The organism is Niveispirillum fermenti (assembly GCF_048066175.1).
GTDB lineage: Bacteria > Pseudomonadota > Alphaproteobacteria > Azospirillales > Azospirillaceae > Niveispirillum > Niveispirillum fermenti.
On record NZ_JBLTXA010000016.1, the window covers coordinates 54926 to 81417 of the forward strand.

At 66.1% G+C, this 26492-nt stretch carries 28 protein-coding genes; 19 read left to right on the top strand and 9 right to left on the bottom strand.

The features are described from left to right. Positions 1-15: 15 nt before the first annotated feature. Positions 16-924: a universal stress protein gene (locus ACM9LZ_RS16120; protein WP_416620519.1), complete on the top strand. Its 909-nt coding sequence runs from the start codon at positions 16-18 to the stop codon at positions 922-924. Between the two features lie 89 nt (positions 925-1013). Here the strand turns inward: ACM9LZ_RS16120 and ACM9LZ_RS16125 are convergent, their stop codons facing one another. Together ACM9LZ_RS16125 and ACM9LZ_RS16130 are read right to left on the bottom strand one after the other, a co-directional pair. After that, on the bottom strand, positions 1014-2141 hold the full coding sequence (locus tag ACM9LZ_RS16125; protein ID WP_416620520.1) for an acyl-CoA dehydrogenase family protein: 1128 nt from the start codon (positions 2139-2141) through the stop codon (positions 1014-1016). 117 nt (positions 2142-2258) lie between these two features. Beyond that, the gene (locus tag ACM9LZ_RS16130; RefSeq protein ID WP_416620521.1) at positions 2259-3443 is read right to left on the bottom strand and encodes an acetyl-CoA C-acyltransferase; all 1185 of its coding nucleotides are present in this window, start codon (positions 3441-3443) and stop codon (positions 2259-2261) included. A gap of 125 nt (positions 3444-3568) precedes the next feature. Here ACM9LZ_RS16130 and ACM9LZ_RS16135 point away from each other — a divergent pair, with 125 nt between their 5' ends. Continuing rightward, positions 3569-4576 carry an AraC family transcriptional regulator gene (locus ACM9LZ_RS16135; protein ID WP_416620522.1) on the top strand — a complete coding sequence of 336 codons (1008 nt, stop codon included), beginning with the start codon at positions 3569-3571 and terminating at the stop codon, positions 4574-4576. On the opposite strand, the gene ACM9LZ_RS16140 is transcribed toward ACM9LZ_RS16135, so the two are convergent. After that, complete coding sequence (locus ACM9LZ_RS16140; RefSeq protein ID WP_416620523.1) at positions 4561-6465, bottom strand: potassium transporter Kup; 1905 nt, start codon at positions 6463-6465, stop codon at positions 4561-4563. The two genes, ACM9LZ_RS16135 and ACM9LZ_RS16140, sit on opposite strands and share 16 nt — an antisense overlap. Before the next feature lie 153 nt (positions 6466-6618). On the opposite strand from ACM9LZ_RS16140, the gene ACM9LZ_RS16145 reads away from it, so the two are divergent. Together ACM9LZ_RS16145 and ACM9LZ_RS16150 are read left to right on the top strand one after the other, a co-directional pair. Beyond that, on the top strand, positions 6619-6948 hold the full coding sequence (locus ACM9LZ_RS16145) for an MmcQ/YjbR family DNA-binding protein (RefSeq protein WP_416620524.1): 330 nt from the start codon (positions 6619-6621) through the stop codon (positions 6946-6948). Positions 6949-7137: 189 nt separating this feature from the next. Further along, positions 7138-7716: a transglycosylase SLT domain-containing protein gene (locus tag ACM9LZ_RS16150; RefSeq protein WP_416620525.1), complete on the top strand. Its 579-nt coding sequence runs from the start codon at positions 7138-7140 to the stop codon at positions 7714-7716. A 7-nt stretch (positions 7717-7723) separates the two neighbouring features. Here ACM9LZ_RS16150 and ACM9LZ_RS16155 read toward each other — a convergent pair whose 3' ends face one another. Next, positions 7724-8191: an outer membrane protein assembly factor BamE gene (locus ACM9LZ_RS16155; RefSeq protein WP_416620526.1), complete on the bottom strand. Its 468-nt coding sequence runs from the start codon at positions 8189-8191 to the stop codon at positions 7724-7726. 271 nt (positions 8192-8462) lie between these two features. On the opposite strand from ACM9LZ_RS16155, the gene ACM9LZ_RS16160 reads away from it, so the two are divergent. From ACM9LZ_RS16160 to ACM9LZ_RS16190, 7 genes are all read left to right on the top strand, one after another. Next, entirely contained in the window at positions 8463-8996 is a 534-nt protein-coding gene (locus tag ACM9LZ_RS16160) for a ubiquinol-cytochrome C chaperone family protein (protein WP_416620527.1), read from the top strand. Between the two features lie 138 nt (positions 8997-9134). Further along, positions 9135-9725, top strand: coding sequence for a YceD family protein (locus tag ACM9LZ_RS16165; protein ID WP_416620528.1), 591 nt, complete (start codon positions 9135-9137; stop codon positions 9723-9725). Between the two features lie 98 nt (positions 9726-9823). Beyond that, on the top strand, positions 9824-10012 hold the full coding sequence (gene rpmF, locus ACM9LZ_RS16170; RefSeq protein WP_054166525.1) for a 50S ribosomal protein L32: 189 nt from the start codon (positions 9824-9826) through the stop codon (positions 10010-10012). Between the two features lie 50 nt (positions 10013-10062). Beyond that, entirely contained in the window at positions 10063-11145 is a 1083-nt protein-coding gene (gene plsX, locus ACM9LZ_RS16175) for a phosphate acyltransferase PlsX (RefSeq protein ID WP_416620529.1), read from the top strand. After that, on the top strand, positions 11145-12119 hold the full coding sequence (locus ACM9LZ_RS16180) for a beta-ketoacyl-ACP synthase III (protein WP_416620530.1): 975 nt from the start codon (positions 11145-11147) through the stop codon (positions 12117-12119). Before plsX ends, ACM9LZ_RS16180 begins: the two co-directional genes overlap by 1 nt. Before the next feature lie 141 nt (positions 12120-12260). Next, positions 12261-12578, top strand: coding sequence for an integration host factor subunit alpha (locus ACM9LZ_RS16185; protein ID WP_416620531.1), 318 nt, complete (start codon positions 12261-12263; stop codon positions 12576-12578). An 8-nt stretch (positions 12579-12586) separates the two neighbouring features. Continuing rightward, positions 12587-13153, top strand: coding sequence for a MerR family transcriptional regulator (locus ACM9LZ_RS16190; protein ID WP_416620532.1), 567 nt, complete (start codon positions 12587-12589; stop codon positions 13151-13153). A 10-nt stretch (positions 13154-13163) separates the two neighbouring features. On the opposite strand, the gene msrQ is transcribed toward ACM9LZ_RS16190, so the two are convergent. The 4 genes from msrQ to ACM9LZ_RS16210 all read right to left on the bottom strand — a co-directional run bounded on the left by msrQ (position 13164) and on the right by ACM9LZ_RS16210 (position 16371). Further along, positions 13164-13769: a protein-methionine-sulfoxide reductase heme-binding subunit MsrQ gene (gene msrQ, locus ACM9LZ_RS16195; RefSeq protein ID WP_416620533.1), complete on the bottom strand. Its 606-nt coding sequence runs from the start codon at positions 13767-13769 to the stop codon at positions 13164-13166. Beyond that, the gene (gene msrP, locus ACM9LZ_RS16200) at positions 13769-14710 is read right to left on the bottom strand and encodes a protein-methionine-sulfoxide reductase catalytic subunit MsrP (protein WP_416620534.1); all 942 of its coding nucleotides are present in this window, start codon (positions 14708-14710) and stop codon (positions 13769-13771) included. The genes msrQ and msrP overlap by 1 nt, the downstream gene beginning before the upstream one ends. 161 nt (positions 14711-14871) lie before the next feature. Then, the gene (locus ACM9LZ_RS16205) at positions 14872-15537 is read right to left on the bottom strand and encodes a DUF2987 domain-containing protein (protein WP_416620535.1); all 666 of its coding nucleotides are present in this window, start codon (positions 15535-15537) and stop codon (positions 14872-14874) included. Between the two features lie 15 nt (positions 15538-15552). Beyond that, on the bottom strand, positions 15553-16371 hold the full coding sequence (locus tag ACM9LZ_RS16210) for a class II glutamine amidotransferase (protein WP_416620536.1): 819 nt from the start codon (positions 16369-16371) through the stop codon (positions 15553-15555). Positions 16372-16654: 283 nt separating this feature from the next. On the opposite strand from ACM9LZ_RS16210, the gene ACM9LZ_RS16215 reads away from it, so the two are divergent. The 7 genes from ACM9LZ_RS16215 to pth all read left to right on the top strand — a co-directional run bounded on the left by ACM9LZ_RS16215 (position 16655) and on the right by pth (position 24911). Then, positions 16655-16834 (top strand): CsbD family protein, encoded by a 180-nt coding sequence (locus tag ACM9LZ_RS16215; RefSeq protein WP_416620537.1) that lies wholly within the window; start codon positions 16655-16657, stop codon positions 16832-16834. Positions 16835-17183: 349 nt separating this feature from the next. Continuing rightward, positions 17184-18116 (top strand): ribose-phosphate pyrophosphokinase, encoded by a 933-nt coding sequence (locus ACM9LZ_RS16220; RefSeq protein WP_416620538.1) that lies wholly within the window; start codon positions 17184-17186, stop codon positions 18114-18116. Between the two features lie 241 nt (positions 18117-18357). Then, positions 18358-19809: an amidohydrolase gene (locus tag ACM9LZ_RS16225; RefSeq protein WP_416620539.1), complete on the top strand. Its 1452-nt coding sequence runs from the start codon at positions 18358-18360 to the stop codon at positions 19807-19809. Beyond that, entirely contained in the window at positions 19806-21107 is a 1302-nt protein-coding gene (locus tag ACM9LZ_RS16230) for an amidohydrolase family protein (RefSeq protein WP_416620540.1), read from the top strand. The genes ACM9LZ_RS16225 and ACM9LZ_RS16230 overlap by 4 nt, the downstream gene beginning before the upstream one ends. Before the next feature lie 176 nt (positions 21108-21283). After that, positions 21284-23458 (top strand): TonB-dependent siderophore receptor, encoded by a 2175-nt coding sequence (locus ACM9LZ_RS16235; RefSeq protein WP_416620541.1) that lies wholly within the window; start codon positions 21284-21286, stop codon positions 23456-23458. A gap of 215 nt (positions 23459-23673) precedes the next feature. Further along, a complete protein-coding gene (locus ACM9LZ_RS16240; RefSeq protein ID WP_416620542.1) occupies positions 23674-24255 on the top strand; it encodes a 50S ribosomal protein L25/general stress protein Ctc in 582 nt (193 codons plus the stop codon). 38 nt (positions 24256-24293) lie between these two features. After that, positions 24294-24911 carry an aminoacyl-tRNA hydrolase gene (gene pth, locus ACM9LZ_RS16245; RefSeq protein ID WP_416620543.1) on the top strand — a complete coding sequence of 206 codons (618 nt, stop codon included), beginning with the start codon at positions 24294-24296 and terminating at the stop codon, positions 24909-24911. Positions 24912-24929: 18 nt separating this feature from the next. On the opposite strand, the gene ACM9LZ_RS16250 is transcribed toward pth, so the two are convergent. Next, positions 24930-25343 carry a hemerythrin domain-containing protein gene (locus tag ACM9LZ_RS16250; RefSeq protein WP_416620544.1) on the bottom strand — a complete coding sequence of 138 codons (414 nt, stop codon included), beginning with the start codon at positions 25341-25343 and terminating at the stop codon, positions 24930-24932. A gap of 163 nt (positions 25344-25506) precedes the next feature. Between ACM9LZ_RS16250 and ACM9LZ_RS16255 the strand changes: the two genes are divergently transcribed. Continuing rightward, complete coding sequence (locus ACM9LZ_RS16255) at positions 25507-26478, top strand: alpha/beta hydrolase (protein ID WP_416620545.1); 972 nt, start codon at positions 25507-25509, stop codon at positions 26476-26478. Positions 26479-26492: the final 14 nt, after the last annotated feature.

Sequence of the window (26492 nt, forward strand, 5' to 3'; positions counted from 1 at the left end):
ACAGGAGGAGACCCCATGACGAATGAAACCCCGCCCATGGCCGCCCGCCCGCGTCGCCTGCTTCTGGCCACGGACCTGTCCGCCCGGTGCGACCGCGCCCTGGACCGCGCATTGCTGCTGGCCAATGAATGGCAGGCCGAACTGATCCTGTTGCATGTGGTCGAGCCCGACCGGCAGGACATGCAGGACGAGCGCGACACGGTCCTTCCCTGGCGCCGCCCCGACGACCCGGTACAGGTCGCCACGCGGGAGATCGAGACCGAGTTGCGCCGCGCACCCGGTCCCGTTGCCATCATGGTGGAAAAGGGCGACGTGTCGGAAACGGTGCAGCGCGTCGCCAGCGAGCGGGCCTGCGACCTGATCATCACGGGCCTGGCCCGCAGCGAGGTGCTGGGCCGCTTCAGCCTGGGCACCAGTGTGGAAAAGCTGGCCCGCCGGGCGCCGGCGCCCGTGCTGGTCGTGCGCAACCGGGCGCGGGAGACCTATCAGAACGTGCTGGTCACCACGGATTTTGCCGCCCCGTCGCGTCGCGCCCTGCAAATGGCGGCACATCTGTTCCCGCAGCAATCCACGGCCCTGCTGCACGCCTTCCAGACGCCGTTCGTCGGTATCGTGCGTGATCAGGACCAGATGCGCGACCAGTATCGCACATCGGTACAGGAAGAGGCGGCGGCCTTCGTGGCATCGGCCGAACTTGCACCGGATGCCGCGCGAAAGCTGCGCGTCCTGGCGGAAGAGGGCGCACCGGCTGATCTGGTGCGCGATTATGTGGCCGCCAACGACACCGACCTCGTCGTGCTGGGCACCGACGATCGCGGCAGCGTGCTGGATTTCCTGATGGGCAGCACGACCGACACGATCCTGGAAGTGCTGCGCTGCGATGCCCTGATCGTGGGCTGCGCCGTGACGGACGCCGCACCATAGGCTCCGTTGCCGTGATGCCGTTTGCCCGACCGGGCGACGGCATCACGAGCCGACAGAACAGGCCTGCGGTGCCGGAACCGGCCGGCCCATCACAGGTTGCGGGCGATGACCAGGCGCTGGATGTCGCTGGTGCCTTCATAGATCTGGCAGACCCGGACATCGCGATAGATGCGTTCCACCGGAAAATCATCCACATAACCGTAACCGCCAAACGTCTGGATCGCATCGGAGCAGACACGCTCCGCCATCTCCGACGCGAACAGCTTGGCCATCGACGCTTCCTTCAGACAGGGCTGGCCGGCCCCGCGCAGCGACGCGGCATGCAGGACCAGTTGCCGGGCCGCCTCGATCCGGGTCGCCATATCGGCCAGGCGGAAGGATACGGCCTGATGTTCGATGATGGGCACGCCCATGGAGGTGCGGTCGCGGGCATAATCGCGGGCCGCCTCGAAAGCGGCCTGGGCCATGCCGACGGATTGCGCCGCGATGCCGATGCGACCGCCCTCCAGGTTGGCCAGCGCGATACGATAGCCGTCACCCGGATGTCCCAGCATGGCCGATGCCGGAACGCGCACATCCTCCAGCAGGATCTGGGCCGTGTCGGAACTGCGCTGACCCAGCTTGTGCTCCAGCCGCGCGACCTTGTAGCCGGGATTGTCGGTGGGCACCAGAAAGGCGGAGATGCCCTTCTTGCCCGCCGCCGGGTCGGTGACGGCGAAGACCAGCGCGACGCCGGCATGCCGGCCGTTCGTGATGAACTGCTTGGCACCGTTCAGCACGTAATGGTCGCCATCGGCCACGGCCCGGGTCTTCAGCGCCGATGCGTCGGAGCCTGCCTGCGGCTCCGTCAGGCAGAAGGCGCCCAGCAGGCGGCCGGCCGCCATCTCCCGGAGATAGCGTTCCTTCTGCTCCGCGTTCCCGAATTTCAGGATGGGGGCGCAGCCGACGGAATTATGCACGCTCATGATGGTGGATATGGCGCCGTCACCCGCCGCGATCTCCTCGATCGCCAGGGCATAGGAAACGGCGTCGGCCCCGGCCCCGCCCCATTCCTCGGGCACCACCATGCCCAACAGGCCCAGCTCGCCCATTTCCCGCAGTTCCGCTGCGGGGAACCGGCTTTCGCGGTCGCGTTCCGCCGCACCGGGGGCCAGGCGCTCGCGCGCGAACTGGCGCGCCATGTCGCGCACCATCACCTGTTCTTCGGTGAAAAGCATGGAATGTCCTTTCCGGCACCCTGCCGGCATCACGGCGGCAGGCCGGAAGCCGGGTGGGGCGTTATCGATCATGCGCCCATGCGGGGTGGGCAGGCTTCGTGAAGGCTGACTACCCGATTACAGCATCTCCACGGCCATGGCAGTGGCCTCGCCGCCACCGATGCACAGGCTGCCGACCCCACGCTTCAGCCCACGCTTCTTCAGCGCGTGCAGCAGCGTCACCAGGATACGGGCACCCGACGCACCGATCGGATGGCCCAGCGCGCAGGCCCCGCCATGCACATTGACCTTGTCGTGGGGCAGGTCCAGTTCCTTCATGGCGGCCATGGCCACGACGGCAAAGGCCTCGTTGATCTCGAACAGGTCGACATCGCCCGCGGTCCAGCCGGTCTTGGCGAACAGGGACTGCATCGCACCGACAGGGGCCGTGGTGAACCAGGCCGGGGCGCGGGCATGGCCAGCATGGCCGACGATGCGGGCCAGCGGCGACAGGCCCCGCTTATCCGCCTCGCTGGCCCGCATCAGCACGAGCGCCGCCGCCCCATCGCTGATGGAACTGCTGTTGGCGGCCGTCACGGTGCCATCCTTGCGGAAGGCGGGCTTCAGCGTCGGGATCTTGTCCGGGCGGCCCTTGCCCGGCTGCTCGTCACGGGCGACCACGCTTTCCCCGCCGCGGCCCTTCACGGTCACGGGCGCGATCTCCGCGTCGAAGGTGCCATCCTCCACGGCCGCCTTGGCACGGCGCAGGCTTTCCAGGGCATAGGCGTCCTGTGCCTCCCGGGTGAAGCCGAAATGGCTGGCCGTATCCTCCGCGAAGGTGCCCATGGCACGGCCGCGCTCATACGCATCCTCCAGACCGTCCAGCGCCATATGGTCGAAGATGGTGGCGTGGCCATAGCGATAGCCGCCGCGCGCCCGGTCCAGCAGATAGGGGGCGTTCGACATGCTCTCCATCCCTGCGGCCACCACGATGTCGGCGGAACCGGCCAGGATCAGGTCGTGGGCCAGCATGGTCGTCTTCATGCCGCTGCCGCACATCTTGTTCACGGTGGAACAGGTGACCGACAGCGGCAGGCCGGCGCCCAGCGCCGCCTGACGGCCCGGCGCCTGGCCCTGTCCGGCCTGCAGCACGTTGCCCATCAGCAGTTCGTCCACGCTCTCGCCGGAGATGCCGGCCCGGACCACGGCTTCCTTCACGGCGGCGGCACCCAGCTGGGCAGCCGTCAGGCCCGACAATTCGCCCAGCATCCCGCCCATGGCGGTACGGGCGGCGGACACGATGACGATCGGATCGGCGGTCATGGCGGTTTCCTCAAAGCCTATTGCTTGTCCGGGACAGCGTAGACTTGCCGCTTCCGATCATCCATAACCGTTTTGATCAAATTTCCTGACCGGTTATATCAATTCCGCAGGGGATGCCGACGGGCATGGAGAAGGGCAGCGTTTCGATCCATTTCGTGCAGGCAGCCCTGGCGGGCATGCAGGCGCGCGGGCTGGACACGGCCCCGGTGATGCGCAAGGCCGGCATCGCCCCGGCCTTGCTGGCACAGGCATCGGCGCGCGTGCCCGTCGGCGCCTATGCCGCCCTGTTGCGCGGGGTGGCACAGGTGCTGGATGACGAGTTCTTCGGCCTGGACAGCCGCCGCATGAAGATCGGCAGCTTCGCGCTGTCCTGCCTGCTGACCCTGGGCACCGGCGGGCTCGGGCGCGCGCTGACCCTGCTTTGCCGTGCCTACAACACCACCTTCGATGACCTGCGCGTCGCCGTGCGGCGGGAGGCCGGCCGCGCGGCGCTGGAGATCATGCCGACCCGGCCCGACCGGCCCGTGCCCGTCTTCGCGGTGGAGACACTGTTCGTCTATATCCATGGCGTGGCCTGCTGGCTGACCCGCCGCCGCATCGCGATCCTGGAGGCGGAACTGCCCTATCCGGCGCCCGGCCATGCCGGGGAGTATCAGGTGCTGTTCAGCGCCAACCTGCGCTTCGACCGGCCGCATTGCCGGCTATGGTTCGATGCGGGCATGCTGGATCTGCCTGTCGCGCAGGATGCCCGCACCGCGCGATCCTTCCTGAACCAGGCGCCCGACAGTTTCCTGGTGAAGTATCGCAACCCCGATGGCCATGGCCGGCGGGTGGCCGCCATGCTGCGCCGGCGCCCACCGGCCGAATGGCCGGGACTGGACCGGGTGGCCGCCACGCTGCGCTGTTCCCCGGCCACCTTGCGCCGGATGCTGCGGCAGGAGGGGACATCCTTCCAGGCCATCAAGGACCGTTTGCGGCTGGAAATGGCACAGGAGGCGCTGGCCCGGCCCGACCTTTCCATCGCCGACATCACATCCTTGCTGGGCTTTGCCGAGCCGGCCGCCTTCAACCGCGCCTTCCGGCAATGGACGGGCACAACGCCCGCCCGTCACCGGCGTCAGATCTCGACATGACCCCCCAGTTCCACCACGCGATTGAGCGGCAGATGGAAGAAGTCGGCCGAGGTCGTGGCGCTGCGCATCAGGAAGGCGAACAGTTCCTCCCGCCAGCGGGCCATGCCGGGTTCCGGTGAAGGCACGATGGTTTCCCGCGTCAGGAAATAGGAAAAGCGCAGGGGTTCATAATCGAATCCCAGATCCGAGCGCCGGGCATTGGCCAGCGCCTTGGGAATGTCGGGATCGTCCATGAAGCCGCAATGCATGGTGACGCGGTGGACATCGTCGCGCAGCTTCTGAGAGACCAGCCGCTCGCCCACCGGCACGCGGGGGCGCTCCGTCACCTTGACCGTCATAATGACGACCTGTTCATGCAGGACATGATTGTGCTTCAGATTATGCAGCAGGGCCAGCGGCACGCCCGTCGGGTTGGTGGTCAGGAAAACGGCCGTGCCCGGCACGCGCGTCACCCGGCCGCTGCCGGCGATGCCCGCCAGGAACTCCTCCAGCGGCACGGCATTGGCCCGCAGCTTGGCCTGCAGCAGTCTACGGCCCGTCTTCCAGGTCGTCATGATGATGAAGGCCACGATGCCCGCAGCCAGCGGGAACCAGCCCCCATGCGTGATCTTGGTGGCCGTGGCCAGGAAATAGGCCAGGTCCACAGCCAGCAGCAGGCCGAAGAAAGCCAGTGCCATCTTTCCGTTCCAGCCCCAATGATGGAAGGCCAGCAGCGCCACCAGCGTCGTCGTGATCAGCATGGTTCCCGTCACCGCCACACCATAGGCGGAAGCCAGGTTGGTGGAATTGCCGAAGCCCAGGACCAGGGCCACCACGGCCAGCATCAACGCCCAGTTGACCAGCGGGACATAGATCTGCCCCATCTCCTTTTCCGAGGTATGGATGATCTTCATCCGCGGCAGGTAGCCGAGTTGGATCGCCTGCCGCGTCACGGAAAAGGCGCCGGAGATCACGGCCTGGCTGGCGATGATGGTGGCCAGCGTCGCCAGCCCGACCAGCGGCAGCGCCGCCCAGGCCGGCCCCAGCAGAAAGAAGGGATTGGCCGCCGTGGCCGGGTCGGAGAGAAGCAGCGCCCCCTGGCCGAAATAATTCAGCATCAGCGACGGCCAGACCAGCAGATACCAGGCCAGCCGGATGGGCAGCCGGCCGAAATGACCCATGTCGGCATAAAGCGCCTCCGCCCCCGTCACAGCCAGCACCACCGACCCCAGCGCCAGGAAGCCAATCCAGCCGTCATGGGCGATGAAGGCGATGGCATGATGCGGCGACAGGGCGGCCAGCACCTCCGGTGCACGCCCGATATTGGTCACGCCCAGCACGGCCAGGACGCTGAACCAGAGGACCATCAGCAGGCCGAAGCCCCCGCCCAGCGCTGCGGAGCCCTTGGATTGCATCGCGAACAGGGCCACCAGGATGGCGATGGCGATCGGCACGGTCCAGGGTGCCAGATCCGGCGCCGCCACATTCAGGCCTTCCACGGCGCTCAGGACCGATATGGCCGGGGTGATGGCGCTGTCGCCATAGAAAAGCGCCGCCGCGAAGACCCCCAGCACACCGGCCAGCACCGACAGGCGCGGATTGTCGGCCAGGGTTTTCTGCAACAGGGCCAGCAGGGCGAAGCTGCTGCCCTCCCCCTCATTGTCGGCGCGCATGATGATGGCGACATATTTGACCGATACCACCAGCAGCACGGTCCAGAAGACCAGCGACAGCACGCCCAGCACATGCAGCTCATCGACCGGCAGCGGGTGCGGGCCGGCGAAGGCCTCCTTCATGGCATAGAGCGGGCTCGTGCCGATATCGCCGAAAACAACACCGATGGCCGACAGGAACAGCACGCCGAATGACGAACGCGGGGCGCCATGCGCCGCACTGGCCGGATGACCCACGATGCCCACCCCTGTCCCGCAATTGCGAAGCAGACGCTAGCCAATTCCACGCAAAGGTGCAAGGAAGCAGCGGCAGGGATCATGGTCCCTTGCCCCGCCCCTTCCTGTCCGGCACGCTGCCTTATTTAAAGCAGTGGGAGACGGGGAGAAGACATGGTGACAGGATCGGACCTGCGCCGGCTGGCACTGGGGCTGCCGGGAACAACCGAACATCCGCATTTCGACCGCGCGGCCTTCAAGGTGGCCCGCACCTATGTGACGCTGGCACCAGACGGATTGACGGCCAATTTCAGGTTCACACCCGATGAGCAGGCGCTGAAATGCACCGTTGCACCCGATGCCTTCATCCCCGTTCCCAATGGCTGGGGCCGGCAGGGATGGACCACGGGCACGCTGTCGGGCCTGACGGAAGCTGAACTGGCTGCTGGGCTGCGCATGGCATGGGCCCATGCCCAGCCCAGCAGCCGGCGCCGGCAGCGGTGAGCCCGGCTGGACGGCCGGGCAACCCTGGGCTAATACCGGAACCTGATGAGTTGGACAGATCCGGTCCCGGTTCGGCGGCGACTGCCACCGCGCGGCACATGCTGCGTCGCCAGGCTGCCGGATGGCCGCGCCGGCAACTGAGGCTGGCGACCGGTTACGATCACCAGGATTTGGTGTATTACAGGCTGCATGAAGCCGACATGCCGCAATCCCGCTTCTTCCCGCCCCACCCTGCTGGCCCGCCGCGCCCTGCTGACCGGTGCCGCCGGCCTGCTGCTGGCCGCGAGGCCGGCCCGCGCGTTCACGCTGACGGGTACGATCTGGGAACGGGCGGGGCGGCTGGCCCGGATCGACCCCTATCTTCTCTACGCCGTATCCTATGTCGAAAGCCGGCTGGACAGGCGCGGCCGCACGGGCCCCTGGCCCTATGCCGTGCGGACCAGGATGGAGTCCTTCTATCCCGATGATTTCGACGCGGCCATGGCCCTGATCCACAGCCTGCCGGCCGATCAGGTGCGGGACGCAGATTTGGGATGGATGCAGGTGAATGTCCGCTGGCACGGGCACCGGGTTCCCGATATCAGCCACCTGCTGCACCCGGAAATCAACCTGCGCATCGGCGCCGGCATCCTGCGCGAGGCCCTGGACAGCCTGCCCTCCGATCCCGCCCGCGCCATCGGCCGCTACCATACCTGGATGGACGAGGCGCGCGGCCGGTCCTATGGCACGCGCGTCCTTCTGCTGCGGGACCGTTTGCGGACGGGATGACGCCGCCTCAGCGGCTCTTTCCGTCGTCCTTCTTCTTCTTGCGCGCAGGCTTGGACAGGTTGCCCAGCAACTGTTCGAAGAAGCCGAGATCATGGCCCACGGTCGGGGTCACACGGGCCACGGGGGCAACATAGGCGGCATCGTTGCCGTCGATCTCCGTCATCTCCTGCACCGTGCCACCGGCGTCGAAACGGACGCGCAGGATGCGCTGTGCCGTCACCTCGGGGTCGAGGAAGGCGGTCTGCTCCGTCCGGCGGCCGATATAGTACCAGGTGGAACCGTCGACCGTGCCTGTGGTGGTCGGCGTGCCCAGCACATACTGGACCTGCTCGCGCGTCGTCTGGCCGACCTGGATCTGCGCCATCCGCGAATCCTCCACCAGATTGCCGCGCTGGGCGACGATGGGGGCGCAGCCCGTCAGGCCCAGGCCGAAAAAGGCGAAGGTCAACAGGGCGGTTGCATGGGTCTTGCGCATCAACGTGACGTCTCTCAAACCTGTAGTGACCGGCGGCGTTACGGGCGCCCCCGCCAGACCATGCACGGGGCAGAACCCCGATGACCAGCGGCCGGCAAGCCGGAAACCGGCAATCCGCCCGCCGGGAACCGGCAATACGACCCGCCATGGCTTGACGGCAAGGCTGCCGCCCCCTATCTGGCCGGTGACATTGGCACCGGCCTTGGCGCAATGTCAATGTCCGCAGTATCCATATCCACGAGCCTGTGAAAGCCAGGGGAGAAGGCCCGCCTTGTTCAGTCGCCTGTTCCAGCGCCCCCGGCGCGAACGCACCATCGCCGCCCTCTATGGCGCGATTGTGGCCCAGTCGCGCCAGCCCCCCTTCTTTGCCGACCAGGGCGTGCCCGATACGCTGGAGGGGCGGTTCGAGATGGTGGCGCTGCATGCCTGGCTGGTCATGCGCCGGCTGGCCATGGGCGGCAAGGCGACAGCCGATTTCAATCAGGCCCTGTTCGATTTCATGTTCGCCGACATGGATTTCAACCTGCGCGAACTGGGTGTCAGCGACATGAAGATCGGCGACAAGGTGAAGGATCTGGCCAGCCATTATTATGGCCGCGTCGCCGCCTATGATGCCGGGATCGCCGCGGGTGACGACCCGTCCGTGCTGGAATCGGCGCTGGACCGCAACCTGTTCGGCTCCACCCTGCCCGAACCGGCACAGGTGGCCGCGATGGCCGACTATGTGCGCCGGCAACTGGCGCATCTGGAGAGCGTCCCCATCGACAGGCTGCTGGCCGGACAGGTCGAGTTCGCCGCCGCCTGAGGATTGCCATCCGATGTGCCGGGGCGATGTCGCCCTGGCGCATCCTTATATATTAAGGTGTCGGGGATGGCCGCCAGCGATCCCCGACCACAAACATCAGACATAGTGCCTGGCCGCAGGCCGTCCGGAGTTTTCGTCATGAACAATCCCAGCCGCACCCCGGAACTATCCCGTACCGTCATCGCCGACAAGGTGACCACCAGCGGCGGGTATGAGGTCGTCACCGCCGGCGATGCCGAATGCGCCGCCCTGGCCACACGATTCGACCTGATTTCCCTTTCGGGCCTGACCGCCAAGCTGCGCCTGCGCCGCGTCAGGGGGGATTTCATCAAGGTGACCGGCGAACTGGAGGCCGATGTCGTCCAGCGCTGCGTGGTGACGCTGGAGCCCGTGCCCGCCCATGTGAAGGAGGAGTTCAGCGCCCTCTATGCGCCGGACCACCTGATCCCCAAGGAGGAAGAGGACGCGGAAAGCGACCATTTCCAGTATCTGGGGGCCGAGGAGGATTTCCCGGAACCTATGCCGGGTGGGCGTATCGACATCGGCGAACTGGTAGCCCAGAATCTGTCCCTGGCCCTTGATCCCTATCCGCGTCGCGACGGGGTCGAATTCACCCCGATTCTGGAGGATGTGGGCCCCGATACCTTGTCCCTGACAGGCGACGAGCCCGCCGAACCGCCCCGCCAGAACCCATTTGCGGCCCTGTCCCGCTTAAAGAAGCCCTCTTGAGCAGGGTTTCGCACTTGCCCTCCGGAACCATATCCAGTATTCAAGCGCCTCTGTCCGGGCGGCCCTTGCGGCCGCCTAAAACATTGTGAGTTACGATCATGGCCGTTCCCAAGAAGAAGACCTCCAAGTCGAAGCGCAACATGCGCCGCTCGCACGATGGCTTGACCGCCGCCGCCTACAACGAGTGCGGCAATTGCGGTGAGCTGAAGCGCCCGCATCATGTCTGTGGCTCCTGCGGCCATTACGATAGCCGCGAAGTGACCGCGACCGCCCCGGCCGCGGCCTGATTTGCGCCTGACGGGCCCAGATTGACGCGGCATTGAGGACATCGAAGGACGTGACGACGCGCCTGCGGATCGCTCTGGACGCCATGGGTGGCGACCATGCCCCCGACATGGTTGTCGAAGGGGCTGACCTTGCACGGGAGCGTTGCCCCAACGTCGATTTCCTGTTCGTCGGTGACGAAGCGCGCATCAACGCATTGTTGGAACGCCACCCGGCTTTGAAATCCATATCCACGGTCCGGCACACGCCAGATTTCGTGGCGATGGATGCAAAGCCGTCGGTGGCGCTTCGTTCTGGGCGCAATTCCAGCATGCGGCTGGCCATCGATGCGGTCGCGGCCGGTGAGGCCGCCTGCATCGTATCGGCCGGCAATACCGGCGCGCTGATGGCCATCGCCAAATTCGTGCTGAAGACCCTGCCGGGGATCGACCGGCCGGCCATCGCCTCCATCATGCCGACTCAGCGTGGTGAGCTGGTGATGCTGGATCTGGGCGCCAATCTGGAATGCGATGCCGACAATCTCGTGCAGTTCGCCGTCATGGGCACGGTGTTCAGCCGGACCGTCCTGGGCCTGTTGAACCCGACCATCGGCCTGCTGAATGTCGGGTCGGAGGAACAGAAGGGCCATGAGCAGATTCGCGAGGCCGCCGCCGCGCTGCGCGCCACGCCGCTTGCACCCTATTTCCACGGCTTCATCGAAGGCAACGATCTGGGGCTGGGCACGGTCGATGTTGTCGTCACCGACGGTTTCACGGGCAATATCGCCCTGAAGACAGCGGAAGGCACCGCCAAGCTTTACGCTGAGTTCCTGAAGCGGACATTCGGGTCCTCGCTTCTGGCCAAGCTGGGCTATGTCCTGGCTTCCGGCGCGTTCAACAAACTGCGTCAGCGCATGGATCCCCGGCGATACAATGCCGGAATGTTCCTGGGCCTGCGCGGCATCTGCGTGAAAAGCCATGGTGGCACCGACGCCGTGGGCTTCTCCAATGCCATCGCAACGGCCTTCAACATGGCCAGCCATGGTTTCAACGACAAGATCCGTGACCAGTTGGCGGCATTGCAGGCGGCTCTGACCGCCGCCGCCGACAAGGCCAGGGACGACAGTGCAACGGGTAGCGAAACGGCGGTAAAGTAATGGCGATCCGGTCTGTGATCCTGGGCTGCGGCTCCTACCTGCCCGAAAAAGCGCTGACCAACGCCGATCTGGCGAAGATCGTCGACACCTCCGATGAATGGATCACCGAGCGCACCGGCATCCGGTCCCGCCACATCGCCGCCGATGGGGAACTGACCTCCGATCTCGCCTATCAGGCCGCTGTCGCGGCCCTGGCGCATGCCGGTATCACGGCCGGAGAACTGGATCTGATCGTGCTGGCCACGGCCACGCCCGACAACACCTTTCCCGCCACGGCTGTCAAGGTGCAGGCGCGGCTGGGCATGACCCGCGGCGCGGCCTTCGATGTGCAGGCCGTCTGCTCCGGTTTCGTCTATGCCCTGTCGGTCGCCGACAATTTCATCAAGGCCGGTCAGGCGAAGACGGTTCTGGTGATCGGTGCCGAAACCTTCTCCCGTATCCTGGACTGGACCGACCGCACCACCTGCGTGCTGTTCGGCGACGGGGCCGGGGCGGTGGTCCTGCGCGCGCAGGAAGGTGCCGGCACGGCCGACGACCAGGGCATCCTGTCCACGCACCTGCATTCCGACGGCAACCATCACGACCTGCTTTATGTCGATGGCGGCCCGTCCAGCACGCAGACCGTCGGCCATGTGCGCATGCGCGGTCAGGAAGTGTTCAAGCATGCCGTCGTCAATCTGGCCGAGGTGGTGAAGGAAGCCCTGGCCGCCAATGGTCTGGCGGCAGACGCCATCGACTGGCTGATCCCGCATCAGGCCAATCGCCGCATCATCGAAGGCACAGGCCGCAAGCTTCGGCTTCCGGCTGAACGGGTGGTGGTCACGGTTGACCATCATGGCAACACTTCCGCCGCCAGCATCCCGCTGGCCCTGGCGGAAGCCGTGCATGACGGCCGGGTGAAGCGCGGCGATCTGCTGCTTCTGGAAGCCATGGGCGGCGGCTTCACCTGGGGCGGGGCGCTGGTACGGTTCTGAGCCCGTTATCAACGGCACAGCCTGTTTGCGGGTTTCCCCTTCTTTTGCGGGGTGGGATCAGCAATTCCCGCCAACCATCTGAATTGACGGATTTCTCCTGTCAAAGTACCGTCATCGCTCGATAAATCGGGGAGGACGAACATGACCAACACTGTCACCCGCGCGCAGTTGAGCGAAGCCGTCTATCAGGAAGTGGGCCTGTCCCGGAATGAGTCGGCCGATCTGGTGGAAAGCGTCCTGAATGAGATATCCGACGCGCTGGCCAATGGTGACATGGTCAAGATTTCCTCCTTCGGCAGTTTCGCGGTGCGGTCCAAGGGCCAGCGCATCGGCCGCAATCCCAAGACCGGGGAGGAAGTGCCCATCCTGCCGCGCCGCGTTCTGGTCTTTCGCGCCTCGCACGTGCTGAAAAGCAGGATCAATGAACGGTTCGAGGCCGCCAGCGGCGGGAAAGGCTGACCCTGTCGATGACCGACCTTTCGAGCGATGGGACGAAGGCCAAACCGGGGGCTGCCAAGTCCGCCTCCGCCTTCCGGACCATCAGCGAGGTGTCGGTCGAGCTGGAAGTGCCGCAGCATGTGCTACGGTTCTGGGAGACCAAGTTTCCCCAGGTGAAGCCGATGAAGCGCGGCGGCGGCCGGCGGTATTACCGGCCGGACGATGTGGAACTGCTGCGCCGCATCCAGTCTCTGCTCTACCAGGACGGGTACACGATCAAGGGCGTGCAGAAATTGCTGCGCGAGTCGCGGGGTCTGGCCGGCCTGCCGCCGCCCGGCACCCGCATGCCGTCGCTGTTCGATGCCGACGAGCCGGCGGACGAGGCAGGGGGGGCGGATCATGCCGATCCCGATATCCCGGCCGAGGGGGAAGGCGAGGACGACCCCGTCCGCTCCCCTGGCCCGGCTTCTTCCCCTGGCCCGGCCCCCTCCCCTGTCACGGCGACGTCACGGCGCGCCCCGCTGTCACCGGACGTGCGCCAGGCCCTGTCGGAAACATTGATGGACCTGCTGGCCATCCGACGCCTGCTGGAATGACCATCCCTGGTCAGGGGGCACGGTGCGACCGGCCGCGCCACAGGCGCCAGCCCAGCAGGGCCAGCACGATGGCAGCATAGACCAGCGGTTCCAGCGGCCAGGATTTCACCAGCATCACATAATGCAGCGCTCCCGCCAGGGCGGCCGGATAAACCAGCTTGTGCAGCCGGGACCAGTTGCGGCCGCCCAGCCAGCGGATGGCGGCATTGAAGGAGGTGGCGGCCAGCGGCAGCAACAGTAAGAAACCCGCCATCCCCACCGTGATGTAGGGCCGCCTCAGAATGTCGGCACCGACGGAACGCCAGTCCAGCCCCTGGTCCAGGACGGCATAGACGCCGAGATGCAGCAGCACATAAAGGAACGCCAGAAGGCCCAGGGCCCGGCGGTATTTCAGCAGGTTGATGCCCAGTTCGCGCCGCAGCGGCGTCACGGCCAGCCCGGCGATCAGGAAACGCAGGGCCCATTCCCCCAGGGCATGTTCCAGCACCTTCAGCGGATCGGCCCCCAGGTCGCCGTATATTCCCTGCCAGAAATAATAGACCGCCGGCACCAGACCCAGCAGATAGACGGGCCAGGTGGGCATCCGGGGCGGCGGGCGGGGTCTGGCCGGCGCCATCAGTAGAATTTCCGCAGATCCATTCCGGCATACAGTCCGGCCACCTGCTCGGCATAGCCGTTGAAGGGCAATGTCGGCCGTCGCTTGGCGAACAGGCCGCTGCCTTCTCCGATGCGCCTCTCCGTGGCCTGGCTCCAGCGGGGATGGTCAACCGCCGGATTGACGTTGGAATAGAAGCCGTATTCCTGCGGCGCCTGCATATTCCAGCTCGTGGCGGGCTGCTTGTCGGTCAGGCTTATGCGGACGATGGATTTGATGCCCTTGAACCCGTATTTCCAGGGCACAACCAGCCGCAGCGGGGCACCATTCTGGTTGGGCAGGCTCTCCCCGTAAAGCCCCGTGGCCAGTAGGGTCAGCGGATGCATCGCCTCGTCCAGCCGCAGCCCTTCGCGATAGGGCCAGTCCAGAACCTTGATGAAGCCGCCCAGGCCCGTCATCTCCGCCGGACGCACCAGCGTTTCGAACGCCACATATTTTGCCGATCCCAGCGGCTCCACCTTGGACAGAAGGGCCGACAGGGGAAAGCCGACCCAGGGGATCACCATCGACCAGCCTTCGACACAGCGCATGCGGTAGATGCGTTCCTCCAGCGTCACCGCCTTCAGGATGTCGTCCAGATCGAAAGTCGCGGGCCTGGCCACCATCCCGTCGACCTTCACGGTCCAGGGACGGGTGGTGAGACGGCCAGCATTGCGGGCCGGATCGGATTTGTCGGTCCCGAACTCGTAGAAATTATTGTAGCCGGTAATGTCCTTCCGGCTGGTCGGCGGTTCATCCGTCGACAGGGGGCTCCGCATGCCCGGCATGGGCCCCGCGCCGGCCGGGACGCTGCCCGCCAGCATCAGGCCGCCGACACCGGCCAGCAGGCGCCGACGATCAAGATAGACCGCACGCGGGGTGACATCACGTTCGCAAAGGTCCGGGGCTTGGCGCAGCAACATGGGACATCCTTCCATCCGGCAAGGGGGAAACCGGGGCCATCCTTGCCAAGATAGACCACCTGCCCGCCCCGACCAGCCTGGATTGACGTCCACCGGCTGTCGCCCGGCTTTCACCGGCATGAATTATCTGCAATGCGCCCGGCTGGCGCCCCCCCCCGATATCAGCCCTTCGTGGTCAACACTGTGTAGGAGACGGGATGGCTGAAGGTCAGGGTGGGATTTTCCCGCGCCAGATTGCGGTCGTTGGGAATGTTGATGCGGCCGCGATTGTCAGCCTTCAGGACACGGCGGCCCTTGGCACCGTCCAGTGTCGCCGTGCAGTCGGGACCGCATACGACGCGCAATGTGCGGGGCGACGGCGCCAGGAATGACACGACGCCCGCCTCCCGGTCGATCAGCTTGCCGAACTGGTCGAAGGCCTGCTTCACATCGGCATAGGGAAAGGCGGCGGCAGCCGGCAGCTTCATGCCGATCTGGGCCCGCATCTTGTAGCTGCCTTCCGCCTGATTGATGGTCACCGTGGCACGCACCGCGACCCAGTCGGGCCGGAAGGGCATTTCCACCTCCTGGTCATCGCCATCCACCACCAGCGGCATCTGCCCTTCGGGCGTGGAAATGACCATGGTCACCGGCAGGTCCAGCGGCCCCGCCTTGTCCGCAGGCTGCACCGACAGGCGCAGGGCCAGCCGGTCGTAATTGCCGGCATAGAAGCGGACCATCTCGTCATGGAATTCCTTGTAGGGCGCGGTATGGGAACCGGGTGCCGCCAGCGATGGCTGGGCCAGCGACGGCATGACAAGGATGGCAGCGAGAATCGGGAAACGCATGGGGCCGGAAACTCCTCAACCGGGCGGATCAAAGGGAAAGACCTGGACATGCCCGCCCTCGGCCACCAGGAAGCTGCCTTCGGCAACCTCGTTCCAGTGGCTGGCATCCTCGTCCAGCGGTTCGGACAGGACCATGACGGACTGCCGCCCCTCCCCCAGGACGACAAGACCATCGCGGCAGCCCTCCACGCGCCCCGCCGTCCAGTAAAGGCTGGGCGACCGGCCATCGCTGGACCAGCGCAGGGCATAAAGCCGGCGGCCGTCGGTACAGGCCGCCGTCATGCGGAACGGCTCCGACACCCCCTCCCGCGCCATCAGGTCCAGGATCTGGGCCACGGTCCGCGCGCAAGCGGCGACGGGGTCCGCCATCAGGCCATTGCCCAGCGCCAGATGGAAGAAGGCCTCACTGTCCGTCGACCCCTCCCGGGAGCGATAGAGATCGCGGCGGATCATGCCCTCCACATCCTGACGCACCGAAGCCCAGCCGCCGATCTGGCCATTATGCATGAACAGCCAGTCTTCATAACGGAAGGGGTGGCAGTTCAGGCGCGAGGTCGCCGTGCCGGTGGAGGCGCGCACATGCGCGAAGAACAAGGGTGAGCGTATCTGTTCGGCCAGCGACCGCAGATTGGCATCCGACCAGGCCGGCATCGTATCGCGGTAAAGACCGGGCCGCGGCAGGTCGCCGTACCAGCCCAGACCAAAGCCATCGCCATTCGTCACAGCCACGCTGCGCTGGGCGGACAGGGACTGCCGGATCAGCGAATTACGCGGCTGGAACAGCAGCGTATCCATGGCGATCGGTATACCGGCATAGGCCAACCAGCGACACATCGTCCTTTATGCCCTCCTACCTTTCTCGGCCCGCGCTTCCATCAGGACGGTGCGGACATCGGGCGGGCAGCCCTGCAAACCCGCTTATGTCCTAGAGTTAATCAGGCCGGCATGGCGGGACAAGGGCAAACCGACGGCATTTTGAACATTGTTCGAAATATCATTCCGCCGCCCGCCTCTGTGACATTGCAAGGAAGCCGCGAAACAATCCCGGTGTCTTGCCGTTAATGGGTCACAGGGTCGCCAAGACGGCCGACCCATCCAACACGACGGAGGCACTCCGATGAGCGGTGAGATCATCAAGGGCAAGCTGAACGAAGCGAAGGGCAGTGTGAAGCAGGCCGTGGGCAAGGCAACCGACAACCGCAAGCTGGAAGCCGAAGGCACGGTCGACAAGGCCAAGGGCAAGGCCCAGCAGGTGGCCGGCCATCTGAAGGAAGCGGCCCGCGAGGTCCGGCACTGACGGGAGCGGTTCCCGGCGCCTCCCCATCAGCACCGGGAACCCGGGCGGCGAAAGCCGCCCACCGCGCCGGGGCCGGACCCGCCCGGCGGTTCTGGAGACACCGGACCGTCCGCCCACCCACCGGCCCCTGGCTGCCACCGGCCCCTTCCACCGCCCTGGTGGAAGGGGCCGGTTCGCATTCGCGTCCATGTGATTGCCGACGGTCACACCGTTGTAGGGTGCAACGGTCGCGGCGTTTACAGTCCCAGGGGTCGGGGTTATGGTGCGCCCGCCTTCGTGAAGGTTTGGCGACACCCTGGGTGGTGCCGCCGTCCACCCTTGATCACCACCACAGACGGGCAGCACGACCATGAAGCTGATCGCCGGGAACAGCAATCAGCCTTTGGCTGAAGCCATTTCGCATTGCCTTGAAGTCCCGCTGACCAAGGCAACGATCCGCCGCTTCGCCGACAACGAGATCTTTGTCGAGATCAATGAGAATGTGCGCGGCGAGGATGCGTTCGTCATCCAGTCGACCTCGTTTCCGGCAAACGACCACCTGATGGAACTGCTGGTGACCATCGACGCGCTGCGGCGCGGGTCTGCCCGCCGAATCACGGCCGTCATCCCCTATTACGGTTATGCCAGGCAGGATCGCAAGACCGGCCCCCGCACGCCGATTTCGGCCAAGCTGGTGGCCAACCTGCTGACCACGGCCGGCGCCAACCGCGTGCTGACCATGGACCTGCATGCCGGCCAGATCCAGGGCTTCTTCGACATTCCGGTCGACAATCTGGTCGCGGGCGGGGAGTTCACCAAGGATATCAAGGAGAGCGTGCGGGTCGACAACCTGATGATCGTCTCCCCCGATGTGGGGGGTGTGGTCCGCGCCCGCGCCATCGCCAAGCGGCTCGACGCCGATCTTGCCATCATCGACAAGCGCCGCGAACGCGCCGGCGTATCGGAGGTGATGAACGTCATCGGTGATGTGACGGGCCGTGACTGCATCCTGATCGACGATATCGTCGACAGCGCCGGCACGCTGTGCAACGCCGCGATGGCGTTGAAGGAGCGGGGTGCCGTGTCGGTCCGCGCCTATGTGACGCACGGCGTGCTGTCGGGTGGGGCCGTGGACCGTGTGGCCAAGTCGCCGCTGGACGAACTGGTCATCACCGACAGCATCGTTGCGACGGAAGCGGTGCGCAATTCCCGCAACATCCGCCAGCGGTCCATCGCCCGCCTGATGGCCGACGCCATCGAGCGCATCAGCAACGAACGCTCCGTGTCCAGCCTGTTCGACTGATCGATTTCAAGGCTCAATGGCCTGTTGCCCGCCAGGCCCCCGCCCATCAGGGCGGGGGCTTTGCTTTTCGGCCTCACCCGCTTCCGGCCGTCGTGCGGCATGAAGCGGTCGCCGGTGGCCCACCGGATACACAAAGCAACCAAAGAGTTACAAAGCCGTTACACCCCGATCCGTTGACGTGCCCCGCCGGCACGACCCACACTGACGCCTTCGTTTCAAGAACAACAATGGAGCGGGGGCTATGGCGCGGTCGCGGACCGGACGCTGGATGGTGGCGGGGCTGGCTTTGGTGCTGGCGGGCTGCACCACGGGCCAGGCGGCAAACCAATCACGGGACAAGGATGGCAAGGAACTGGCGCGGGGCCTGGACCCGTCCGCCAACCGCGACCCGTATCCCAGCCGCTATGTGCCGCAGCCCAGCGGGCTGGTGGCGCTGACGGGGGCCACATTGCTGACGGGTGCCGGAACGCGCGTCGATGGCGGCACCATCATCGTCCGCGACGGCCGGATCGAAGCAGTGGGAACGGGCCTGCCTGTGCCCGCGGGTGCCACCGTCATAGACGCCACAGGGCGCTGGATCACGCCCGGCATCATCGACATGCACTCCCACCTGGGCGTCTATGCCTCGCCCGCCGTGCAGGCCCATTCCGACGGCAACGAGATCACCGACCCCAACACGGCGCAGGTCTGGGCCGAACATTCGGTCTGGCCGCAGGACCCCGGATTCGAGCGCGCCCTGCAAGGCGGTGTCACGGTGCTGCAGATCCTGCCCGGCTCGGCCAACCTGTTCGGCGGACGGTCCGTGACGGTCAAGAACGTGCCCGCCCGGTCGGTGCAGGAGATGAAGTTCCCCGGCGCGCCCTACGGGCTGAAGATGGCCTGCGGGGAGAACCCGAAGCGGGTCTATGGCGGCAAGGGCCGCGCGCCGGGCAGCCGCATGGCCAATGTCGCCGGTTACCGCAAGGCGTGGGTGGAGGCGGCGGAATATCGCCGCAAATGGGACGATTACCATCAATCCAAGGACAAGAAGGGCGACCCGCCCAAGCGCGACCTGCAGCTTGACACGCTGGCCGACGCGCTGCGCGGCGACATCCTGGTCCACAACCATTGCTACCGCGCCGACGAGATGGCCGTGATGCTGGATGTGGCGAAGGAGTTCGACTATGGCGTCTCGGCCTTCCACCATGCCGTCGAAGCCTACAAGATCCCCGACCTTTTGAAGGAGGGGGATGCCTGCATCGCCACCTGGGCGCACTGGTGGGGCTTCAAGATGGAAGCCTATGACGGGGTGCCGGCCAATGCCGCCATCGTCCACCGCGCCGGGGCCTGCGCCATCATCCATTCCGACGACGACACGCTGATCCAGCACCTGACCAAGGAAGCCGCCCAGGCCATGGCGGAAGGCAATTACCTGGGCCTGGACATCAAGGAGGAGGAGGCCATCACCTGGGTCACCGCCAACGCCGCCCGGAGCATCGGCGTGGCGGACAAGGTCGGCACGCTGGAACCCGGCAAGATGGCCGATATCGTGGTGTGGAGCGGCAATCCCTTCTCCATCTACACTTTGGCCGATCTCGTGCTGATCGACGGCGTGGTCCAGTATGACCGCAGCCGCCCGGCCACGGCGCCGCGATCCGATTTCGAACTGGGCCAGACCGGTCCGGACGTGTTCATGCAGCGGGGGGCCGAATGATGCGCGGGTTCAAGCAGTTCCTTTTGGGGACCGCGCTGGTGGCGCTGGCCCTCGGCGCGGCCCGGGCGGAGACCATCGCCATCCAGGGCGTCACCCTTATGACGGGCAATGGCGCGCCACAGGGCAATGCCACGCTGGTCATCCGCGACGGGATCGTCGTGGCGGCCGGCGCCGGGGTCATCGCGCCGGCCGGCGCCACGCTGGTCGATGGTACGGGCAAGGTGGTGACCCCCGGCCTGTTCGTGTCCAGCAGCGATATCGGGGTCGAAGAGGTGAGCGCCGTGCCCACCACCAACGACAGCCGGGCCGACAATCCCCGCATCACCGTGGCTTACGACCCCTCATATTCCGTGAACCCCGCCAGCACGCTGATCCCGCTGGCCCGTGCCGGCGGCGTGACACGCGCCGTCGTCATGCCGGCCGTGGCCTTCGGCGACGGCGCCCATGTCCATGAGGGTGAAACCGCCGGCCATGTGGAAGAGCCGCTGTTCCAGGGCCAGCCGGCCCTGATCCATCTGGGTGCCGCCCCCGACATCATCGTGCGTCCGCGCATCGGCGTGGCCCTGCCGCTGGGCGAAAGCGCCGCCAGGAATGCCGGCGGCAGCCGCAGCCTGACAGTCACCATCCTGAAATCAGCGCTGGAGGATGCCCGGCATTTCGCCGCCAACACGGCCGCCTTCAACCAGGGCGCGACACGCGAATACGGCCTGTCGCGGGAAGATCTGGCCGCCCTGGTCCCCGTCGCGCGGGGCGAGGCGCCGCTGTTCCTGGCGGCTCATCGCGCAGCCGACATCCGCCTGGCCTTGCGTCTGGCGCGGGAGGAGAAACTGCGCATCGTGCTGCTGGGGGCTGAGGAAGGGTGGATCGTGGCACCGGAGATCGCCGCGGCCGGCGTTCCCGTGATCATCAAGCCCACGACGAACCTGCCCGGCCGCTTCGAAACCCAGCGCGCCCGGCTGGACAATGCCGCCCTGCTGGAAAAGGCCGGCGTCACCGTGATCATCACGGGCAGCGCCGATGGCCATTTCGCCAATCAGGTCCGGTTCGAGGCCGGGACCGCCGTGGCGCATGGTCTGCCGCGGGACAAGGCCATCGCCGCCATCACCAGCCGTCCCGCCGCCCTGTTCGGTGCGCCCGACAGCGGCGTCATCGCCATCGGAAAGCCCGCCGATCTGGTCCTCTGGGGCGGTGACCCGCTGGAACCCACGGTGCTGGCCGAACAGGTGTTCATCAACGGCGTGTCGCAATCGCTCCACACCCGCGCCCGCGCGCTGGAGGAACGTTACAAGCCACGGTGATGGTGCAGCGTCTCCCCCGCTGGCCTGGCACGGCCGGCGGGGGATTACCCTTGCGCACCCCCGCATGAGCCTTCCGCAAGGGTCATATGCGGTTAAGAATGATTTTCATATTCATGGTAAGCCCATACAACGAGATGTGAATAATTCGCATGTGCGAGATTTGGGGGAGCCGGAATATGAATATCTTGTCCAGGCAACGGCCAGCCGCGCGGCTGGCATTGCTGTCGCTGCTGCTGGGGGGAAGCAGCCTGCCGGCGCTGGGGGCCGAACCCGATGCGGGCCTGCAGGTTGCGGATGCCGATGGCATCGGGCGGGACCAGATCGTCGTGATCGGGGAACGCGCACGCCGCAGCAGCGGCGGGACCAAGACCGACACGCCCGTGGCCGTCACGCCGCAATCCATCGCCATCGTTACGGCGGAACAGATGATGGAACGCGGCGCCCTCTCCCTTCAGGATGTGCTTCTGTACAGTTCCGGCGTGCGGTCGGACGCCTATGGCCAAGACAGCCGTGTGGACAGCTATCAGGTTCGCGGCACGCGCCCGTTGCAATATCTGGACGGCATGCGCACGGCCTATGATTCCTACAACAACGCCCGCGCCGACACCTACATGCTGGAGCGGGTGGAGGTGGTGAAGGGTCCGGCGTCCGTGCTGTACGGCCAGGGCAGCGTCGGCGGCGTGATCAACCTGACATCCAAGCGCCCCGCCTTCACGGCAGCCGGAGAGGTTCTGCTGTCCTATGGCAGCCATGATCGCAAGCAGGTGCAGGTCGACATGACCGGCCCCCTGGACGAGGCCGGTACCCTGGCGTTCCGTATCACCGGCCTGCTGCGCGATGCCGACACCCAGGTGGATCATGTGGATGACGACCGCTGGTTCATCGCGCCGCAACTCACCTGGCGTCCCACCGACCGGACGGAAGCGACGATCCAGCTCTATCATCAGCGGGACGATACGGGCCTGACAACCCAGTTCTTCCCCTGGTGGGGCACGCTTTACGACAACGCCAATGGCAAGATCGATTTCAGCACCTTCATCGGGGAGCCGGATTTCGATGAATACAAGACGAAGCAAACCAACCTGTCGGCCTTTCTGGCGCAGGAAGTGATGGATGGCCTGGTGTTCCGCCAGAATTTCCGTGCCGCCTGGAGCGAGGTGACCTATCAGACCATCTATTCCAATTCCTTCAGCAACCCGTTGAACCCGTTCCTGTCGGCGGGTCAGGCGGGTTATACGGGGCCGCAGCGCACCGTCGGCCGCTACCTTTCCGGCTCCTATCCCGAGGTGCGCACCCTCTCCTCCGACAGCCAGCTTCAGGGCGATTTCACCACGGGCGCGCTCAGCCATGTGCTGTTGGCCGGCGTGGACTGGCAGGATTATCGCCAGGAGCTGCAGCAGATCACCAGCCGCCTGACCACGCCCATCGACCTGTATGATCCCGTCTATACACCGGGCTTCGCGGCGCCGGCCCGCACGAAGGGCAACAGGACCGAGCAGAAGCAGCTGGGCTTCTACCTGCAGGACCAGATAAAGTGGCAGGGCTGGAACCTGTTGCTGGGCCTGCGCCGTGACAATGCCCGGTCATCGACCCTGACGCCGGCCGGCGTGAAGACGAAGAAGAAGGATACCGCCACCTCCTACCGCGCCGGCCTTCTGTATGAGGCGCCGGGCGGCATCGCCCCCTATGTCAGCTATTCGGAAAGCTTCCTGCCCGTGGCGGGCACCAACCTGGCGGGCGAGGCGTTCGATCCCCAGATCGGCAAGCAGTGGGAAGCCGGCGTGAAATGGCAGCCAACGCCGGAGACCCTTGTGACCACGGCCCTGTTCGACCTGCGCGACACCAACCGCGTGACGACCAGCCCCACCAACCCGCTGGACCGTGTGCAGACGGGGGAGATCAAGGCCCAGGGCTTCGAATTGGAGGCGCAGGCCACGCTGCTCGCGCTCTACACCGTCAGCGCCAGCTACACCTACACCGACGCGAAGACATCCAGGAGCAATGTGGCCACGGAGATCGGCAAGCCTGCCAGTTCCTCCCCACGCCACATGGCCTCCGCCTTCGTCACCCGGGCCTTCCCCCTGGCCAATGGGGCGGAGTTCAAGCTGGGCGGCGGCCTGCGCTATGTCGGCAGCCAGACCGATCAGAACAGTGCCCGCACCATCATCATCAACACACCGGCCAACATGCTGGCCGACCTGATGGCCTCCTATCAGCAGGATGCCTGGCGCCTCAGCCTCAACATCAACAACCTGACGGACGAGAAGTACATCTCTACCTGTCTGGCCCGCGGCGACTGCTTCCTGGGCGCACGCCGTTCCGTGGTGGGCACCCTGGGCTATCGCTTCTGACCGGCAGGCGGGCGGCCACCAGCGGCCGCCCCTTTGCCGCCGCGCGGGCCGGCCATCGGCAGCGCGCAACGGTGCTCAACCTTGACTCCGGGCCGGTTTACGCCTACAAGGCCGCACCATTTTCGACGGCGTACAGCACCCCTGGAGGCTGGCGCCACTACCGGACCCGACGCGGAAAGCCGCGACCGGGTCTTTTTTCGTACTAGGAGAGTACCATGACCCAGATTATCGCGCTCGCCGCCACGGCCCGCGACCGGGCCGGAAAGGGGACCGCCCGGGCCACGCGCCGTGAAGGCCAGATCCCGGCTGTGATCTACGGCAACAAGGAAAAGCCGGTGATGATCGCCGTCGACTATGCCAAGTTCATCCGTGAACTGCATCGTCCGGGCTTCTTCACCCACCTGTTCGACGTGACGGTGGAAGGCAACACGCACCGCGTGCTGCCTCGCGACGTGCAACTGGACCCGGTCTATGACCGTCCGCTGCATATCGACTTCCTGCGCGTCAGCGACAGCACCGAAATCACCCTGAAGGTGCCGGTGGAATTCCTGAATGCCGATACCTGCCCTGGCCTGAAGAAGGGCGGCGTGCTGAACGTCGTGCGCCACGACATCGAGGTGTTCGCCCGCGCCGGCAACATCCCGGAGAAGATCACGGTGGATCTGGCCGGTGCCGAGGTCGGCGCCTCCATCCACATTTCCTCCGTGACGCTGCCGGAAGGCGTGCGCCCCACGATCGAGGATCGCGACTTCACCGTCGCCACGATCGCCGCCCCGACCGTGAAGGGCGAGGGCTGATCCCAGCCCTTTTGCGACAGCGTATCGGGACCTGACACATGCGCCTGCTGGTCGGACTGGGCAATCCTGGCCCGGAATATGAGCGGCACCGGCATAATGTCGGGTTCATGGCCGTGGATGACATCCATGGCCGACACGGCTTCGGCCCCTGGAAGCGGCGCTTCCAGGGGCTGATCGCCGAGGGGGTGGCCGGCGGGGAGAAATGCTTTCTGCTGAAGCCCCAGACCTTCATGAACCTGTCCGGCCAGTCGGTCGGGGAGGCCATGCGCTTCTACAAGCTGACCCCCGCCCAGGTCATCGCCCTGCATGATGAACTGGATGTGGCACCCGGCAAGATTCGGGTGAAACAGGGCGGCGGGCATGGCGGGCATAACGGCCTGCGTTCCATCGACGACCATATCGGCAAGGATTACTGGCGCGTGCGCATCGGTATCGGCCATCCCGGCGACAAGGACCGGGTGCATGGCTGGGTGCTGGGCAACTTCGCCAAGGCCGACGAGAACTGGCTGCCCAAGCTGCTGGACACGCTGTCGGCCGAACTGCCGTTGCTGGTCAAGGGGGAGCCGGAGAAGTACGCCTCCCGCATCGCGGCCCTGACCGCCCCGCCCAAGCCGCCCCGGCCGCCCAAGCCGGACATGCCGGTGCCCGGCGCCTGATTGTCCGTCATGTGAGCGTCACGCCGCCGTGCGGCTGGCCATCTCCTCGTATCGGGCGTAAAGGATCGCTTCCTCCTTGTGCAGACGCGACTGCAACAGCGCGCTCATGCGGCCGAAATCGACGGCGAATTCCAGGCCCGATCCCCCATCGCGATATTTGTCGAAGAAGGCCAGGACCCGGCCGCCCAGTTCCACCATTTCCGCACTGAACTGTTCCGCCATGGCGGCACGAACGGGATCACGCAGCGCCAAGCGGCGATAGTCAGGATAGAACTCCTCATTCTCCCGCCGGATATGGTCGATGAACAGGTCCCGCGCCGCCAGCAACGTGCGCTGGCCGTCCGGCGTGCCAATGCCCTGACGCCGCACATCCTCCAGTACCCGCTTCAGTTCCGCGTGGTCGTCCTTCAGTCGGGGAACGATCCGGCCCATACTGGCCTCCTTTAAAGATGTATTTTCTATGTAAGTTTATGTGCCGCCGGCCGTGTCGGCGATGTGGCGGGGTGTCGCGGGCAAGCCGCGGGCGCCCTTGCCAGGTGCGGACCGGACGGGCAGATTGTCTACCGGTTACCAACAGCATCGGAAGAGAACGGGCATGGCGGTGTCGCGGCGGGACTGGTTGCGCGGATCAATGATGGCGGCCGGGCTGGCAACAACAACCGGACTGGATCGCACGGCCGGCGCAGGCACGACGGAAAGGGTCGAGATCTGGCCCGGCGGCACTGGTCCGGGCTCCGAAGGTGCTCCGCTGGAACAGCGGATGGTGGCGCGCAGCCACGATCCGGCACGGCCCGACCGCTACATGGAGGGCATCACACGCCCCTTTCTCACCATTTACCGCCCGGCCCGGCCCGATGGCCGCGCCCTGCTGATCATTCCGGGTGGCGGCTATCAGCGGGTCGTGGTCGACAAGGAAGGGGGCGAGGTGGGCCCCTTGCTGGCCGCACGGGGATTCACCTGCTTCGTCCTGACCTACCGTCTGCCGGGGGAGGTGCCGCAACACGGACCCGCCGTTGCCCTGCAGGATGCCCAGCGCGCCATGCGCGTGATCCGCAGCCAGGCCGGGATATTCGGCATCGACGGCGGGGCGCCGGGCGTCATGGGCTTTTCCGCCGGCGGGCATGTGGCCGCCATGCTGGGCACGCGGCATGCCGACACAACCTATGCCGCCGTGGATCAGGCCGACCGGCTGCCGGCGCGACCGGCCCGGCTGGCGCTGATCTATCCCGTCATCGGGATGGGGACATCCATGGCGCATCGCGGCTCCCGCGACCGCCTGCTGGGCCCCAGCCCGACGGCGGCCATGGTGGAACGCTGGTCTGCCGATCATCAGGTGACCACCGACACGCCCCCCGTCTTTCTGCTCCACGCCACGGATGACCAGGCGGTGCTTCCAGAGAACAGCCTGGCCTTCCACGCGGCCTGCCGCCGGGCCGGCGTGCCGGCGGAGCTGCACCTCTATCCGAAGGGTGGGCACGGGTTCGGGCATGGTGATCGCATCGCCGCAGACAATCCGCTGCGGCGCTGGCCGGACCTGTTCCTGGAATGGCAGGCCCCGGCGGGTTGATCCGGACCGGCACG

Excerpts from the sequence above, each read along its gene's own strand:
- ACM9LZ_RS16120 (WP_416620519.1), top strand. The coding sequence starts at position 16 with ATGACGAATGAAACCCCGCCCATGGCCGCCCGCCCGCGTCGCCTGCTT.
- ACM9LZ_RS16125 (WP_416620520.1), bottom strand. The coding sequence starts at position 2,141 with ATGCTTTTCACCGAAGAACAGGTGATGGTGCGCGACATGGCGCGCCAG.
- ACM9LZ_RS16130 (WP_416620521.1), bottom strand. The coding sequence starts at position 3,443 with ATGACCGCCGATCCGATCGTCATCGTGTCCGCCGCCCGTACCGCCATG.
- ACM9LZ_RS16135 (WP_416620522.1), top strand. The coding sequence starts at position 3,569 with ATGGAGAAGGGCAGCGTTTCGATCCATTTCGTGCAGGCAGCCCTGGCG.
- ACM9LZ_RS16145 (WP_416620524.1), top strand. The coding sequence starts at position 6,619 with ATGGTGACAGGATCGGACCTGCGCCGGCTGGCACTGGGGCTGCCGGGA.
- ACM9LZ_RS16150 (WP_416620525.1), top strand. The coding sequence starts at position 7,138 with ATGAAGCCGACATGCCGCAATCCCGCTTCTTCCCGCCCCACCCTGCTG.
- ACM9LZ_RS16155 (WP_416620526.1), bottom strand. The coding sequence starts at position 8,191 with ATGCGCAAGACCCATGCAACCGCCCTGTTGACCTTCGCCTTTTTCGGC.
- ACM9LZ_RS16165 (WP_416620528.1), top strand. The coding sequence starts at position 9,135 with ATGAACAATCCCAGCCGCACCCCGGAACTATCCCGTACCGTCATCGCC.
- rpmF (WP_054166525.1), top strand. The coding sequence starts at position 9,824 with ATGGCCGTTCCCAAGAAGAAGACCTCCAAGTCGAAGCGCAACATGCGC.
- ACM9LZ_RS16180 (WP_416620530.1), top strand. The coding sequence starts at position 11,145 with ATGGCGATCCGGTCTGTGATCCTGGGCTGCGGCTCCTACCTGCCCGAA.
- ACM9LZ_RS16185 (WP_416620531.1), top strand. The coding sequence starts at position 12,261 with ATGACCAACACTGTCACCCGCGCGCAGTTGAGCGAAGCCGTCTATCAG.
- ACM9LZ_RS16190 (WP_416620532.1), top strand. The coding sequence starts at position 12,587 with ATGACCGACCTTTCGAGCGATGGGACGAAGGCCAAACCGGGGGCTGCC.
- msrQ (WP_416620533.1), bottom strand. The coding sequence starts at position 13,769 with ATGGCGCCGGCCAGACCCCGCCCGCCGCCCCGGATGCCCACCTGGCCC.
- msrP (WP_416620534.1), bottom strand. The coding sequence starts at position 14,710 with ATGTTGCTGCGCCAAGCCCCGGACCTTTGCGAACGTGATGTCACCCCG.
- ACM9LZ_RS16205 (WP_416620535.1), bottom strand. The coding sequence starts at position 15,537 with ATGCGTTTCCCGATTCTCGCTGCCATCCTTGTCATGCCGTCGCTGGCC.
- ACM9LZ_RS16210 (WP_416620536.1), bottom strand. The coding sequence starts at position 16,371 with ATGTGTCGCTGGTTGGCCTATGCCGGTATACCGATCGCCATGGATACG.
- ACM9LZ_RS16215 (WP_416620537.1), top strand. The coding sequence starts at position 16,655 with ATGAGCGGTGAGATCATCAAGGGCAAGCTGAACGAAGCGAAGGGCAGT.
- ACM9LZ_RS16220 (WP_416620538.1), top strand. The coding sequence starts at position 17,184 with ATGAAGCTGATCGCCGGGAACAGCAATCAGCCTTTGGCTGAAGCCATT.
- ACM9LZ_RS16225 (WP_416620539.1), top strand. The coding sequence starts at position 18,358 with ATGGCGCGGTCGCGGACCGGACGCTGGATGGTGGCGGGGCTGGCTTTG.
- ACM9LZ_RS16230 (WP_416620540.1), top strand. The coding sequence starts at position 19,806 with ATGATGCGCGGGTTCAAGCAGTTCCTTTTGGGGACCGCGCTGGTGGCG.
- ACM9LZ_RS16235 (WP_416620541.1), top strand. The coding sequence starts at position 21,284 with ATGAATATCTTGTCCAGGCAACGGCCAGCCGCGCGGCTGGCATTGCTG.
- ACM9LZ_RS16240 (WP_416620542.1), top strand. The coding sequence starts at position 23,674 with ATGACCCAGATTATCGCGCTCGCCGCCACGGCCCGCGACCGGGCCGGA.
- pth (WP_416620543.1), top strand. The coding sequence starts at position 24,294 with ATGCGCCTGCTGGTCGGACTGGGCAATCCTGGCCCGGAATATGAGCGG.
- ACM9LZ_RS16250 (WP_416620544.1), bottom strand. The coding sequence starts at position 25,343 with ATGGGCCGGATCGTTCCCCGACTGAAGGACGACCACGCGGAACTGAAG.
- ACM9LZ_RS16255 (WP_416620545.1), top strand. The coding sequence starts at position 25,507 with ATGGCGGTGTCGCGGCGGGACTGGTTGCGCGGATCAATGATGGCGGCC.